The 12,997-nt window shown below is 64.6% G+C and carries 14 protein-coding genes; 7 read left to right on the top strand and 7 right to left on the bottom strand.

Features of this window, described 5'->3' with window-relative positions; all coding sequences use genetic code 11:
- Positions 1 to 21 precede the first annotated feature (21 nt).
- Positions 22 to 1,017 carry a helix-turn-helix transcriptional regulator gene (locus EV650_RS00370; RefSeq protein ID WP_134114147.1) on the bottom strand — a complete coding sequence of 332 codons (996 nt, stop codon included), beginning with the start codon at positions 1,015 to 1,017 and terminating at the stop codon, positions 22 to 24.
- Between the two features lie 55 nt (positions 1,018 to 1,072).
- On the opposite strand from EV650_RS00370, the gene EV650_RS00365 reads away from it, so the two are divergent.
- Positions 1,073 to 2,203: an epoxide hydrolase family protein gene (locus EV650_RS00365; RefSeq protein WP_134114145.1), complete on the top strand. Its 1,131-nt coding sequence runs from the start codon at positions 1,073 to 1,075 to the stop codon at positions 2,201 to 2,203.
- Between the two features lie 32 nt (positions 2,204 to 2,235).
- Here EV650_RS00365 and EV650_RS00360 read toward each other — a convergent pair whose 3' ends face one another.
- The 3 genes from EV650_RS00360 to EV650_RS00355 all read right to left on the bottom strand — a co-directional run bounded on the left by EV650_RS00360 (position 2,236) and on the right by EV650_RS00355 (position 6,039).
- Positions 2,236 to 4,971 carry a caspase, EACC1-associated type gene (locus EV650_RS00360; RefSeq protein ID WP_166677966.1) on the bottom strand — a complete coding sequence of 912 codons (2,736 nt, stop codon included), beginning with the start codon at positions 4,969 to 4,971 and terminating at the stop codon, positions 2,236 to 2,238.
- 2 nt (positions 4,972 to 4,973) lie between these two features.
- Positions 4,974 to 5,336 (bottom strand): effector-associated constant component EACC1, encoded by a 363-nt coding sequence (locus EV650_RS40180; RefSeq protein WP_166677965.1) that lies wholly within the window; start codon positions 5,334 to 5,336, stop codon positions 4,974 to 4,976.
- 466 nt (positions 5,337 to 5,802) lie between these two features.
- Entirely contained in the window at positions 5,803 to 6,039 is a 237-nt protein-coding gene (locus EV650_RS00355) for an effector-associated constant component EACC1 (protein ID WP_134114141.1), read from the bottom strand.
- Positions 6,040 to 6,270: 231 nt separating this feature from the next.
- Between EV650_RS00355 and EV650_RS00350 the strand changes: the two genes are divergently transcribed.
- Entirely contained in the window at positions 6,271 to 6,486 is a 216-nt protein-coding gene (locus EV650_RS00350; protein ID WP_134114139.1) for a hypothetical protein, read from the top strand.
- Positions 6,487 to 6,529: 43 nt separating this feature from the next.
- On the top strand, positions 6,530 to 6,886 hold the full coding sequence (locus EV650_RS00345; protein ID WP_134114137.1) for a hypothetical protein: 357 nt from the start codon (positions 6,530 to 6,532) through the stop codon (positions 6,884 to 6,886).
- A 71-nt stretch (positions 6,887 to 6,957) separates the two neighbouring features.
- Here EV650_RS00345 and EV650_RS00340 read toward each other — a convergent pair whose 3' ends face one another.
- Together EV650_RS00340 and EV650_RS00335 are read right to left on the bottom strand one after the other, a co-directional pair.
- Positions 6,958 to 7,158: a hypothetical protein gene (locus EV650_RS00340; RefSeq protein ID WP_134114135.1), complete on the bottom strand. Its 201-nt coding sequence runs from the start codon at positions 7,156 to 7,158 to the stop codon at positions 6,958 to 6,960.
- A gap of 392 nt (positions 7,159 to 7,550) precedes the next feature.
- Entirely contained in the window at positions 7,551 to 8,087 is a 537-nt protein-coding gene (locus tag EV650_RS00335; RefSeq protein WP_134114133.1) for a class IV adenylate cyclase, read from the bottom strand.
- Positions 8,088 to 8,241: 154 nt separating this feature from the next.
- Here EV650_RS00335 and EV650_RS00330 point away from each other — a divergent pair, with 154 nt between their 5' ends.
- Both EV650_RS00330 and EV650_RS00325 read left to right on the top strand, forming a co-directional pair.
- Positions 8,242 to 8,640 (top strand): type II toxin-antitoxin system Phd/YefM family antitoxin, encoded by a 399-nt coding sequence (locus EV650_RS00330; RefSeq protein ID WP_134114131.1) that lies wholly within the window; start codon positions 8,242 to 8,244, stop codon positions 8,638 to 8,640.
- 73 nt (positions 8,641 to 8,713) lie between these two features.
- Positions 8,714 to 9,067: a hypothetical protein gene (locus EV650_RS00325; RefSeq protein WP_134114129.1), complete on the top strand. Its 354-nt coding sequence runs from the start codon at positions 8,714 to 8,716 to the stop codon at positions 9,065 to 9,067.
- Between the two features lie 288 nt (positions 9,068 to 9,355).
- Here the strand turns inward: EV650_RS00325 and EV650_RS00320 are convergent, their stop codons facing one another.
- Positions 9,356 to 9,667: a hypothetical protein gene (locus tag EV650_RS00320; protein WP_238173944.1), complete on the bottom strand. Its 312-nt coding sequence runs from the start codon at positions 9,665 to 9,667 to the stop codon at positions 9,356 to 9,358.
- A gap of 478 nt (positions 9,668 to 10,145) precedes the next feature.
- On the opposite strand from EV650_RS00320, the gene EV650_RS00315 reads away from it, so the two are divergent.
- Both EV650_RS00315 and EV650_RS00310 read left to right on the top strand, forming a co-directional pair.
- Positions 10,146 to 11,192, top strand: coding sequence for a PDDEXK family nuclease (locus tag EV650_RS00315; protein ID WP_134114127.1), 1,047 nt, complete (start codon positions 10,146 to 10,148; stop codon positions 11,190 to 11,192).
- 328 nt (positions 11,193 to 11,520) lie between these two features.
- A complete protein-coding gene (locus EV650_RS00310) occupies positions 11,521 to 12,948 on the top strand; it encodes a DNA sulfur modification protein DndB (RefSeq protein WP_166677964.1) in 1,428 nt (475 codons plus the stop codon).
- Positions 12,949 to 12,997: the final 49 nt, after the last annotated feature.

Genomic DNA, 12,997 nt, shown 5'->3' with positions numbered 1-12,997 from the left:
CTACCCGTCCTTCGGTACGCGTCACCCGATCGCGTTCAGGTAGCGGGTGCCGACGGTCCGCAGGTGGTCCAGTAGCTCTGGTGGGCCGTCGAGGTGGAAGTCGAGGCCGAGCATGCCGATATAAACGGCGATGATCTCGAGGGAATCAGCGCCGGTGACGAGGATGCTGGTGTGGTCGTCGACGGACTCGACGATGCCGACGGCGGCGTGGATGCGGGACAGGACCTCCTGGGCGGGGGCGTGGACGGTGATCCGGGCGTGCACCTTCCAGCCGGTCGACGCGACATCCCGCAGTACGAAGTCGGTGTACTCCTCGTCGGGCAACGGGCTCGGTTGAAACCGGCGACCTGTTGCCATCCGCAACGACATCCAGTCGACCCGGTACGTCCGCCAGACCGCCTGCTCGTCCCGCGCGACGAGGTGCCAGTACCCATGCCAGCTCACTAGCCGATAAGGCTCGACCAAGATCGGCAGCTCGTGCGCGACCCCCGACCCTGCACTACGCAGCGAGACACCTTCAGGTACGACGTACTCGAACCGGAGGTAGTGCTCGTCGCGGATGCACGCCGCGATCGTCGACAGTACGCCGGGATCGATCTCGGGCGCCTCGACGTTCGAGCCGGTGTTCTCCGGGCCGGTCTCCATCGCCTTGTGGATCGCGTTCACCTGACGCCGGAGTCGATGCGGGAGGACCTGCTCGAGTTTCGCCAGCGCCCGCGCACTGCTCTCCACCATCCCGGTCACGCTGCCGCCCGTCCGCAGACCGACTGCGACGGCGACCGCCTCCTCGTCGTCGAGCAGTAGCGGCGGAAGCTTCGCGCCGACGCCGAGCTGGTAATTGCCGGCCGGACCGCGGGTCGCATCGACCGGGTACCCGAGTTCGCGGAGCCGATCGACGTCGTTGCGGATCGTCCGCGTCGTCACGTCGAGCCGCTCGGCCAACTCGGTGCCGGTCCAGGCCGGGCGGGTCTGCAGCAGAGCGAGCAGGCTGAGGAGGCGCTGCGAAGTCTCGAGCAAAATCAATCTCCCAATTAGGAATCTAATGTTCCTATACGGATTCTACGGTAAACCCATGAGCACAAACGAGAGCATCCAGTCCTTCACCGTCAACATCGACCAGGCCGACCTGGACGATCTGCAGGCCCGCCTCGCGCGGACCCGGCTGCCCGAGGCCGCTCCCGGCGACGACTGGGACCTCGGCACCCCGAACCACTACCTCCGCGACATGGTCGACCAGTGGCAGAACAAGTTCGACTGGCGCGAGCAGGAGGCGCGGATGAACCAGTTCCCGCACTACCTCACCGAGATCGACGGCCAGAACGTCCACTTCATCCACGTCCCGTCCGCGGTCGAGGGTGCGACGCCGCTGCTCCTGCTGCACACCTACCCCGGTTCGTTCGTCGACTTCCTCGACATGATCGGCCCGCTGACCGACCCCGCGGCGTACGGCGGATCTTCCTCGGACGCCTTCTCGGTCGTCGTACCGTCGATGCCGGGCTTCGCCTTCAGTACGCCGCTGGTCGACCGAGGCTGGACGATGGCCCGGGTGGCGCGGACCTACGACACGTTGATGCGGCGGCTCGGGTACGAGTCGTACGGCGCGCACGGGTCCGACGGCGGCGCGATGATCTCCCGGGAGCTCGGCGTACTGAATCCTGACGGCTTCCTCGGTCTGCACGTGCTGCAGCTGTTCTCGTTCCCGTCGGGCGACCCGACCGAGTTCGAGAAGTTCACGCCGGAGGACTACGCGGCGCTGGAGCACCTGAAGTGGTTCCAGGACGTCGGCGGGTACAACGCGATCAACTCCACCCGTCCGCAGACCGTTGCCGTCGGCATCTCCGACTCGCCGGCCGGACAGCTCGCCTGGAACGAACTCTTCAACAACTTCGGCAACGGGACCAGCCTGGTCACGCCCGAGCAGATCCTCACCGAGGTCTCGCTCTACTGGTTCACCAACACCTCAGCCGCCGCCGGCCGCTACCACTACGAAGAGGCCCACGCCGACGCCGAACCGCAAGTCAACCACGCCCCCACCGGCGTCGCGGTCTTCGCGGACGACTTCAAGACCATCCGCCCGCTGGCCGAACGCGACAACACCAACATCGTCCACTGGTCGATGTTCAAGGACGGCGGCCACTTCGCCTCCCTGGAACGCCCCGGCGACGTGACCGAAGACCTCCGCAAGTTCTTCCGCAACCTGTAGGACAACGAGCCGGCTCGCACCTGCGAGCCGGCTCAGCTCTTCAGCTCGATCTTGCCGATCACCTTCGGCCCAACGGTATCGAGCACCAGAATCCCGTCCTGGAAGAAGTTGCTGAGGTAGATCCGCTGATCGTCGCCGCTGACAACCAGTTCGACCGCCACTCCCAGATCGTCGGTCAACGACGCGACGACCTGGCGACTGCCCGCGTCGATGATCCGCACAGTGTCAGCCGTCCCCGAAGACCCGAGGATGTAGACCTTCTTGCCGTCGGAGCTGACCGCCGCGGCCTCTGATTCATCCGGCAGATCCTTCGGCGTCGGCCTTGTCGTCTCGACGTTCGTGTTGATGACGGCAAACGTCTTGACCCCGATGACATACAGCGATCCGTCCGGGCCGGGTGCCAGGTCACGTGGTTCGTCGCCCACCTTGATCGGACTCCGCGCCTGCTGACGAGTCTTCGCATCGATAACCGTGACCTCGTCCGAGTCCCTGCCGGCCACGTAGAGCCGCTCGCCCTTCGAGTCGATCGCGAGGTCCGTAGGGCTCGGCCCGCTGGCCATTGGACCGCCGACCGTTTGCCTCGTCTGCGTGTTCACCACCGTGATCGTCTCGCTCTTCTTGCTGAGGACATAGAGGCGGTGGGTGGCACTGTTCAGCGACAGTTCGGTCGGCTCGTCCGCGACCGCGATCGGTGCGCCGATCACCTCCCAGTCGCCGGCCGTGATGACCGAGATCGAGTCCGAACCGGAGTTCGCGACGTACAGCGTCGTACCGTCGGGCGACAGCACGAGCCGGCTGGGATGGTCACCGACCCGGAGTGCGTCGCCGACCTGTTCGCGAGTCGTCGTATTGATCTTCACGACCCGGTTGTTGCCGATGTCGGCCGCATAGAGGAACTGGCTGTCCGGGCTGACGGCCAAACCGATCGCGGTCGGCGCCCGGGCAGCGGGTGGCAGGACGGCAGCCGCGACACCACCCATTACGGCGGGAGCCAGCAAGGTTGCCGCCATCAACCAACGGTGGGTGGGGAAGCCGATGCTCACCGGTCTGACGACGGCGACTCCGAGCAGCATCCACACCACGAACAGCCCGACGACCGCCTGCCAAGGTTCGCTGAATTCGGCGAACCGATGGAAGAGAGCGATCCAGACCGCGAACCCGCCAAGCACCCAGCCTGCGACGAATGGTCTGCCGAGGTCCAGCAGCGGACCGGCGATCGCGAGCTCGGCGCCGAGGATGGCGAGGATGGCCGGGTACAGAAGATGTGCCGGGGAGCGGTACGCCTGAACGATGATGACGAGGACGAGGGCTGCTGCGACCGCGCCCAGCAACACGAGCCGCAACTGAGGGTGCGGTCTAGCAGGACGCCACCTGATCCACGCGGCGAATCCTGCCCCCAGCCACAGCACGTGGGCCGCCGCAATCAGTGCTGCAGGGAGGCTGTGGAAAGGCATGGCGACCAGACTCGTCAGCCCACTGGTCAGGATGACGGCGCTCACGACTCCCGGCGCCGAGAGGCCGGCTACGAACGCTGTGCTGGCATCACGGAGTCTCAGCAGTGCCAGTACGGCGCAGGTCAGAACGGCAGCGAGGGCGATCGAGTACCACGTGGTGTCGAGGGTCGCGGCCGTGATCGCGAGACCGGCGGCCGGCAACATCAAGAGGAAGGTTGGCCAGTCCATCGCCGGAAGGTGCACGCGATCGCGCCAGCGTCTCACCGACGCCTTCGCCGCGGCGCCGAACGTCGGACCGACAGGCCGCCGTACCGTCGGCGTGACAGGACGCCGTCCCGTCGGCGACGTCACTGGCTGCGGGCGTGGTGGTGGCAGCGGGGTGTCGAGGTACGCCTGTGCGGTGGCGGAGATCGTCCTGCTGTCGTCGTTCGTCAGCTCTTCCAGTTTGGCCCTCGCGGTCTGCCGGACCTTCTCGTTGCTTGCCTGGAGCAACTGTCCGAGTTCTTGGAGGCCGGACTCTCGAAGGGGCTGCAATGGACTGTCCAGGCTGGCGGTGATTCGGGTCGGCAGGGTCCATTGGACGTTGGAGGCGATGACGGTACGGCCCTCGACGTCGGCGAACTGCTTCGGCCGCTGACTCGGCTGCTCGGCGACCACCGCGTCGTACACGTATCTGTAGAGCTCGTCGGCCGTGATGTCGCCGTCCCCGTCAAGGTCCGCGGTACCGCTGCGCAAACCCTCAACAACGTGCCGGGTGAACACCGACTGCGCTACCTCGCCGTGAATCGTGCTGCCTTCGAACGCGTACTGCGTCGAGTCCGTTGCCGTCAGCACGATCCGGCCGCGACCGCCGAGCTCGGTCTTGGTGTGCACCGCCGAGTCAGCCTTCGCGAACTGCTGAACGGCGTACGCGCCGCCGTAGCAACAATCCAGCATCAGGATCTTCTGCCGCGCCGAACTCTCCTCCACCGCCTCGTTGACCATGTGGGTCGGGAGTGCGGTGAACCGCAACCGCTCGCGCCGGGTGTTCTTCATCGCCAGGTACAGCCGGCCGTTGTCGTCCTTCAGCCCATGACCGCTGAAGTACAACAGGGTCAGATCGTCACGCTCGGCGGACGCGTAGAACTCGTCGATCGCCTCCCCGACCCGACTCGTCGGCTCGTTGATCAGCACCTGCACCTCGAACCCGGCGATGGCCGGATCCTCGAGCACCTCGGCCAGGGCCTCCGCGTCCTGCGCCGGGCTGATCAGCTGGCGTAGCCCGGTGTCCTCATATTCGTACGTGGCCACCAGCAAGGCCCGCCGACGACCCACCCTCAGCTCGCTTCGTGCTTGCGCAGAAACGCCTCGATCAATTGCTGTTGCTCCTCGGCCGACGCCGCGTCGACCTCGATCGAATCCGCACCGATCGTCAGCTGCACCCGCTGACTCGTCGACCGTCGGCCGATCCAATCCCGCAGGACCGAAATCAGGTACGGCACCGTCCCGCCGGCCCCACCCAGCGCGATCGCGACGGCGTTGAACGCGGTCGCGTCGCCCTTGCTGCCTTCAGGATCGGTCACTTCGACGGCGCGCATCTCCAACTCGTACGCGCGCAGTTCTCGCCGCAGCTGCCTGATCCCCCGATCCGCGATCTCCGGATCGTCCTCCAGCAGTACGACGTCCACCCAAACCCCCACGCCCACCCCTCCCAGGATCGCGCTCCATGATCCCGGTCCACGCTCCATCCCGCAACGGTCTGTAGCCACCCGCCTCCGGTACGACGGGCGGCCCGATGTCGCTGTCGTCGTACCCGCTCGTCTTGCACGTGAGGGAGCCCGGGGTGCTTGCGCACCCCGGGTTCCTTTGGGCTCCGCCCGTCTGGAGGGACGTCGGGGCAGAGCTTCCTTTCCGGGTCCGCCTCAGGCGCGGTCGTGTTGCTGCCACCAGGTCCGGTGCAGCCGAGCGCCGTACCGCCATCGATCGACGCCGTGAACTGTCCGGTGCGCCCCGCGTTCCCGAATCCTGCACCGGCCCGCGGACCGGCGCCCCCACGAATACCTCATCGTCTTCCCCCTCGGAGATCCCCATCCCCGCCCCTCGAACGCCGACGCTACGCCCACCCCCTGCACCGGACAACGGCTGAAATCCTATTCAAACGTCTGACTACGGATGCCTGTCGAGAAACTTTGCAAGCAGCTCCGCCCGCTCGTCGAACGTAGGCCGCTCCATCTCGATCGAGTCCTCCCCCAGCGTCACCACGATCTTCCCCGGACTCTTCCGCCGCTGAATCCAGTCCCGCAGTACGGCGACCAACGTCGGCACCGCCCCACCAGCACCAACCAACGCCACCGCGATCGCAATCGACCCGTCATCCTGCGCCAGCCCATCGGCCTCCACCACCACGTCCTGCGTAGGCAGCCCCTCCCCCAGCCAACTCCTTCCGCAGCTGCCGAACAGCCTTCACAAACCGCGCCTCATCCATCCCGGGCTCCCCAACCACCCGAACCTCAACCCAACGCCCCTCACCCATCCGCCACTCCCATCGTTGCCCCAGGCCCCCTGTGGATAACTCCCCCACCACCCACCCCGTCACACCTACTCTGAAAAACCGCACCCCGAAAGGACTCCGCGATGGACCCTCACGAAGACCCCGTCTGGATCATCAACACCTCCACCGCCGCCGAACTCCTCCCCCAAATGCTCCACCGCTTCCACCTCGGCTACCAAGACCCCCTGATCTTCGGCACCGCCACGACCCCCGAAGCCGTAGTAATCCCCTACAAACTCTGGCAATCCCTGACCTCCACCGCAGCCCCTGTGGATAACTCCGATCCCCACCAACACTGAACTCCTATCCTGATGAGGAGCCCTGGACACCGGAAGGACGACCATGAACTCCGAAGAAACACCGCACATCCTCGCCAGTGGCGAACGGATCTGGGTGATCGGTCCTTCTGCCGCAGCAGAGCATCTTCCGCAGATGCTCGAACGCTTCCGCTCCGGCGAAGCCGGCCCCTTCATCGTCGGCGACGCCGGCCAGCCCGAGGGCGTCTTCATATCCTGGGACCTCTGGCAACGCCTCGCCGTACTCTCAGCCGAAACCCAAGAGTTCGATCACGTCTACGACATCGCACGTGAATCCCTCGCCGACGACGGGCCGTCTGTCCCGCTCGAAGATGTCGCGGCCGAGATCGGCTGGGATCTCAACGAGCCGATCGACGATTCCGACCTGCCACCGAAAAGATGACCGCGAGGTTCCGACTCCTCGTCAGGCCGAGGCTTCGACGGGAGCTCGCCATGCTGGAACACGCCGCCGCCTCACAATCGGGCAGCCTTCGCGGTCGAGAGTTCCGTGCCCTGAAGCTCGGCCTCCAAGCGTTGGCCGAGGGACGTGAAGACGAGTACGACGGCAAGCGGCTCGGCTACTCGCCAGGTCACCACGACCTCCGCGACTGCGCCGAACTCAAGGTGCCGGTCGTCCCAGAGGCGCGTCACGGTCACGACCTCGGCCCATCGCATCGCTTGATCTATCGCGAGTTCGAAGCCGACGACGGCGGTGCGCCCTACCGGGAGGCCGTTTGCTTCGCGCCACGTGGTTCAGATCTGCCGTTCCACATCGCCGGCGCCCGCCTCGGCCGCGAGATCGGGCGGCCCGTTCCCGAGCTTGCCCACCTGCCCAACCACCGTCCCACCTTCCGACGGGGCGCCGCCGAACCGACTGGCCCACCCCGCCTCCCACTCCCACCCGACCTCCGCAAAGCCCTCGCCGTGGCCTCCGACGTGTCCCCTGCCAGCGGTGCTGTCACCGCCCAACGATCCGCCCAGCCACCTTCAACCACCGCACGCCGCGGCATCCCGCCCGGCAGAGAGCGGTAATCAACCGCCCAACGATCGCTGCGCGTAGAGCCAGGTCACTCCGCGAATCGGAGCTCACCGATCGCGCTCAGATCGATCCCATAGCGGGCGTACACCTTGGTCGTGTTCTCACCAGTGAGTTCGTCTTCGGACGCACCCAACATGCGACCAACATCAACGACATGTTCCCGAGAACGCCCCTCGATCTCGAGGTACGGCGGAATCAGCGGCCACTGGTCAAGCTCCAACTGAGCGCCTGCAAGCTCGAAACTGATCCGCCGGTTCTCCTGATAGGACTTCGGCTCGAGCCCGATGCGTCGCAGCAACTCGTTGGTGGTCTCGAAGTCCCCGACTACCACCTCGGTCTCCGTCGTACCGTCGATCCCGTCGTGCGCGATCTCCTTCACCGTCAACGTCACAACAGTCCCGGTATCGCGCAGCCGAATCCACCGCGACTCGTCCCCGGCCTCGATGTCGTAGACATACCGCCTCATCAAGCCGGACCCAACACGACGCCCACCGAGCGAGAGGATCTTGTCCGCCATTTCATCCGCCTCGACGTCCAGCACCTTGGCCTCGAACTCGATCGGCATCTCGCCGTCCCTCGGCACCGTACTTCGCCGCCAGTTTCGAGAGCTCAGTCTCCCGCAACGCGAGAATCTCCGCGCACAGGTCGCCACGATCTCGGCCCCTCGCGCCAAGCCTGTGGATAACTCCGCCTTCCACCAGCGCTGAACTTCTATCCTGATGACGATGCTGGACCAACCTGAAGGACCACGCATGGAACCCGACGAAACGCAGTGCCTGTTGTCTGACGGCACCACCGTCTGGGTGCTGTCGACCTCCGCAGCATCGACGAACCTCTCGAAGCTCCTCGGCATGTTCCGTTCTGGCGCGGCCGAACCGCTGATCTTCGGTGACGCCGGCGAGCCCGAAGGCGTGGTCATCCCCTTCGAGGTCTGGCGCGCGCTCATCGAGACCGCCACCGATGAGGAAGGTTTCGACTCCGCCTACTCCGTCGTCCGCCACCGCCTCAGGAACGCCGGCGGATCATCAATTCCGATCGAGGAAGTGGCAGCCGAGTTCGGTTGGGATCTGGACAAGCCGTCGACGACTCCGAATTCAAAACTTGAGCCCCGCGGCTGAGCTCCGCGGATCGATACGACTCGCCGGCGCCTGACTCATCTAGGCTGGAACGACAGTCAGCGAAGGAGGTCAGATGTCGACGGCGACACCGCGGGATCGCCCGACCGGCGACCGGGCCACCGTGATCGATACTGCGACTGCGGCGTACAACCTTCCTAAGATGTTGCAACGGTTCCGCGCAGGCCAGGCCAAGCCGCTGATCTTCGGCGACGACGGCCAACCAGAAGGCGTGGTCGTCCCCTTCGACCGCTGGGAGCAACTCGAGGAGCTCGCCGAAGACGCCGAGCAGGCCGCGAAGATTCGCGACGTCACTGAGCGGCGTCTCGCGACGAACCACGCTGAGGACTACGTCTCCGCCGACGAACTCGCCGCAGAGTTCGGATGGAACCTCGACACCGACGCCGAGCCGCCCGCGCCACCCCGATGACGGCCAAGAGGAAGACTTCTCCGGCAAGCGCCTCGGCTTGGCCGCCCATAACCTCCCCGATTGCGCCGAGATCAAGCTCGCAGCTACTCCGGACTCGCGACCACGAACTCGGTTCCTCCCACCGCCCCATCTGCCGCGAGTTCGAAACCAAAGACGGCGGACCGCCGTGCCGCCAAGTCAACGCCCCGATCCGCCAGGCGCTCTCAGCAGACATCCGCGCCGGCCGCGCAGAAGCCAGCCGGTATGAACCCGTACCGCACCACCTGGTCGTCAGCTGTGACCGATTGTTCAGATCAAGTCAGGTGCAAGCCAGGCCTGCTCGACCGGCAGGAACTCCACCGACTGAGGTGAGCGAAGAAAGCCAGCCGCCTTGATGGCCTCGACGGTGTCCAAGTAGTCCTTCGAAGTCATCAACTCCTCGGCAGCCGCCAGGTCCTGCCACAAAGTGATCGCCGCCCGCCCATCCGCGGTCCGAACGAAGAACACGCCCCGCACCCCCGCCTGCCTCCGAAACATCGGCAACGACCGCTCCGCCGCAAACGCCTCGTACTCGTCGGCCCGACTCTCATCAATCCCAGTCCGCCAGATCCGCGCAATCATCCGCACTCCCTTCACGGCACCTTCAGCCTGCAACCAGTTCAGTGGACCATGAACCGGTCAACGCCCTTCACCCGCCGGTGGCTCCGGACCACCGATTGCAGATCTCAGACGGCGTTGACCATCTCGGGCACGTCCGATCCTTCGAACTGCCCGCCCGTCGCCGCAGCCACCGACCTAGCCCCTGCACGCAGCCCTGTCAACCCCAACCATCGCCTGGACGACCCGCTCAACGGCGAAGCAACAATCTCCCTAGTCGAGAGCTCCAGCAAACGTCTCAACCCCGCGGCTGCCTAGGTGGCGACAACTGCCGCTGCGCACGGCGAAGCGGTAGCGTCTGACCAGGATCCAGCGGGGGGAAGGAACAATGGGCCGGAAGTTCGTCGTAGTTCGAGAAGACGGGTCTGAGGTCGTTCTCGAGGAGGTTGTAGCACCGGACGAACAGCACCTCCATGACCGCTTTCGCCGGTCGCCTGGCCTGTTGCCGATCGAAGACATGGACCTCGACGGCCCGTTGTTGGTCATCGGGCAAGAGGTCGGCCTCGCGTCCGGTCGGATCGACCTCGTAGGTCTGGCTCGGAGCGGTGATCTGCTCCTCGTGGAGTTCAAGACCGGTCCTCAGAACCCCGACTTCCGCCACGTGCTTGCCCAACTCGTCGACTACGGCAGCGACCTGTGGGGGCAATCACTCGACGAGTTCGACAACACGGTCGTACGGCGCTATCTGACCAGCCAGTACTGCACTGATCGCCTGATGCGCGACGCACGTTCACTGGCTCATGCCAGGCATGCGATCTGGCCCGACATGCAGGAGTCGGAGATCGATCAGTTCCAGATCCGCCTCGGTGAGGTGCTCACTACTGGCGACTTCCACTTCGTCGCCGTGGCACAACGGTTCACCCAGTCGATGGCGAACACGGTCCGCTACCTGAACCAGTCCATGAAGCGAGGCAAGTTCTATCTCGTCGAGATGATCAGGTACCAGTCAACGCCCGTCGAGACCGACGGACAGGTTCTCAGCGCGTACGCCGGCCAGATGATCGCTCGACCCGAGTCCCAGAAGTCAGATCCAGCTGCTCGGACCGACGAGTCGCAATTCCTCGACACGATCGCCGACGCCAACTACCGCCAGGCCCTCCAACGGTTCTTCGATGCCTGCCGCGTGAGCGGCCTGACGTTTAGTTGGGGTATCCGCGGTGCCTCGATCCGGATCGCTACACAAGACCGAGCCGAGCCGTTGTCAATCGCATGGATCTTTCCATCCGACGGTAACAACTGGTCCGGGCTCTCCGACCTCACACTCGGCTACGACTCAGGCAGCCTCGCAACAAGACCTTCCGTCAAGGACCAGATCGAGCGGTACGCCGAGGCAGCACTCAGCCTGCGGCCGGCGGCAACTCGAGCCAAGGCGAAGCCCATGGTCGCCGCCACCTTCAGCCCGTCGTCAGTCGTAGGCCAACAAGACGAGCTGATCGCGTTGATCACCAATACTGTTGCCTCAATCAACGACCGCGGAAACCTGGCCTGACGGGCCATACCCCAACCGATCGATCGAACGTCGATCGGCGTACGGATGATAGGCCACAAGACCCATCTTCGGCACTCCGCCCGGCACCGGACGCCGAGATTGCGCGGATGTCTCATGGCGACCGCCTCGTGGCTGGCGCGAGCGCGTGCCGAAGCAGTCCATGGCCCGCCGCTGCGCCAGCCAGCCAGGGAAAATCGGCCAGGCCTATTTTCTAGCGAATATTGGTGCTACCGTCCGAGGACATCACCGGCAAGGTAGAACTCGTGGGGGAGCACCGGCCGGTTCACATGCGAATGTACCGTTCGCACCACATTGGGGGGATTATCTCATGTCCGAAATCGATGGCGATTCGCAGCTCGACGTCTCCGAGCTGCGCGAGATGGACATCCCATCCGGAATCAAGTTCAAGAAGCTGGGATTCCTTACGTACGCCGGCGTGATGAAGAAGATCACATTCCCGGTGACCTTCGCAGAGATCGCCGAGCGATTCACTTTCAATCGGCTGCTAAACCGTCACGACTACGACATCGACAACACGAACCTGGCGGGCAATCGCGATGTTACCGAGTCTCACTGGAAGAAGATCATCGAGGGCGTGAAGAGTACGGATCGACCGTACCTCGGGACGCTCACTGTTGCGCTCGACGAGAAACATTGTCACATCGAGGACGTCAGGTCGGTATCCGAGCACGTGTCACTCGTCGTCCTCACCGTCTACGAAGACGCACCCAATCCGATTATTGAGGATGGCCAACACCGCATCATGATGGCGACGCATCTCTGGCCGCAGGTCAAAGATGCTACTGAGGGCCACGACGCAGAGATTCGCGAATTCTTGGAAAAGACCTCTATTGAGATGACGATCCTTCTTGAGGACGACGCCGACGTGCTCGGCACGATCTTCGTGCGGATGGGCTCAACCAAACCCATCTCACCGAACCTGATTGCGGTTATGGACCGCAGTACCGTGCAGAACCGACTAGGGCTGTACGTCACGCGTAATTCCAAGCTTCTCTCCGACCGGGTGTCCTACCTGTCGACGACGGCATCCCGACGGCTGGCCGAGAAAAAGGGGCGGAAGTTCGAGGACCTCTACCCGGCGGCCGCGGTTCGATCAGCCGCTGCCTCAATGGCCGGAGTTGGCGTTCGCGATCGGACACCCGAGCAGCGTGAGAACCTCCTCAAATCGATCGTTGATGCCAAGGCAAAAGGAGGTGGGATGACTGAAGATGCTGCAATTGACTCGATCGGCAAGGACATCATCTCGTCGCTGGACTACGCTTACAGGCGAATCCCGGGCTGGAAGCAACTGAGCACTGGCACCCTGACGGTGGCCGAGTTCAAGAGGAAGTACGTGCACTCATCTGCGGCGGGCCTTCACGTCATCGCGAACGTCATCGCTGCTGGACGTGCGCAGGGGCTGAATCCTCGCGCCGTGGTCGACGGCCTGGCCAAGCTTCCATGGGACAGGGCGGCGCTTCGCGAGGCCAGGAATGACGCGGGCGAAGACATCGAGGTCCACGAGTTCTTCGAGGGCACTCTCGCCGCTACCTCGTTTGATACCAAGGCTGGCTCGTGGCGTGCCGGCACCGGAGGTGCTACTCGTTCCAACTACGAGCCGGCGATCGACAAGGTGCTCCGACACCTCGCGTCAGAGGATGCTGCACTGAAGCCGCTTGCGGAGCGCGCCGCGGCCGTGGCGATTGGCCTTATTAGCGCTAAGCCGGGCCCGGGCCGACCCAAAAAGATCGCCTAACTGAGACAGCACTGAGCCTCCCTCGTCGCGGTCGACGGGGGAGGCTGGC

This window comes from Kribbella kalugense (assembly GCF_004365875.1).
In the GTDB taxonomy this organism is placed as follows: domain Bacteria; phylum Actinomycetota; class Actinomycetes; order Propionibacteriales; family Kribbellaceae; genus Kribbella; species Kribbella kalugense.
Note: the sequence above shows the minus strand (reverse complement) of the source record. Positions and strands in the feature narration are given on the sequence as shown.

Bases quoted from the DNA above. Each gene is read 5' to 3' on its own strand.
- EV650_RS00365 (WP_134114145.1), top strand. From the start codon at position 1,073: ATGAGCACAAACGAGAGCATCCAGTCCTTCACCGTCAACATCGACCAG.
- EV650_RS00350 (WP_134114139.1), top strand. From the start codon at position 6,271: ATGGACCCTCACGAAGACCCCGTCTGGATCATCAACACCTCCACCGCC.
- EV650_RS00345 (WP_134114137.1), top strand. From the start codon at position 6,530: ATGAACTCCGAAGAAACACCGCACATCCTCGCCAGTGGCGAACGGATC.
- EV650_RS00340 (WP_134114135.1), bottom strand. From the start codon at position 7,158: ATGCGATGGGCCGAGGTCGTGACCGTGACGCGCCTCTGGGACGACCGG.
- EV650_RS00335 (WP_134114133.1), bottom strand. From the start codon at position 8,087: ATGCCGATCGAGTTCGAGGCCAAGGTGCTGGACGTCGAGGCGGATGAA.
- EV650_RS00330 (WP_134114131.1), top strand. From the start codon at position 8,242: ATGACGATGCTGGACCAACCTGAAGGACCACGCATGGAACCCGACGAA.
- EV650_RS00325 (WP_134114129.1), top strand. From the start codon at position 8,714: ATGTCGACGGCGACACCGCGGGATCGCCCGACCGGCGACCGGGCCACC.
- EV650_RS00320 (WP_238173944.1), bottom strand. From the start codon at position 9,667: ATGATTGCGCGGATCTGGCGGACTGGGATTGATGAGAGTCGGGCCGAC.
- EV650_RS00310 (WP_166677964.1), top strand. From the start codon at position 11,521: ATGTCCGAAATCGATGGCGATTCGCAGCTCGACGTCTCCGAGCTGCGC.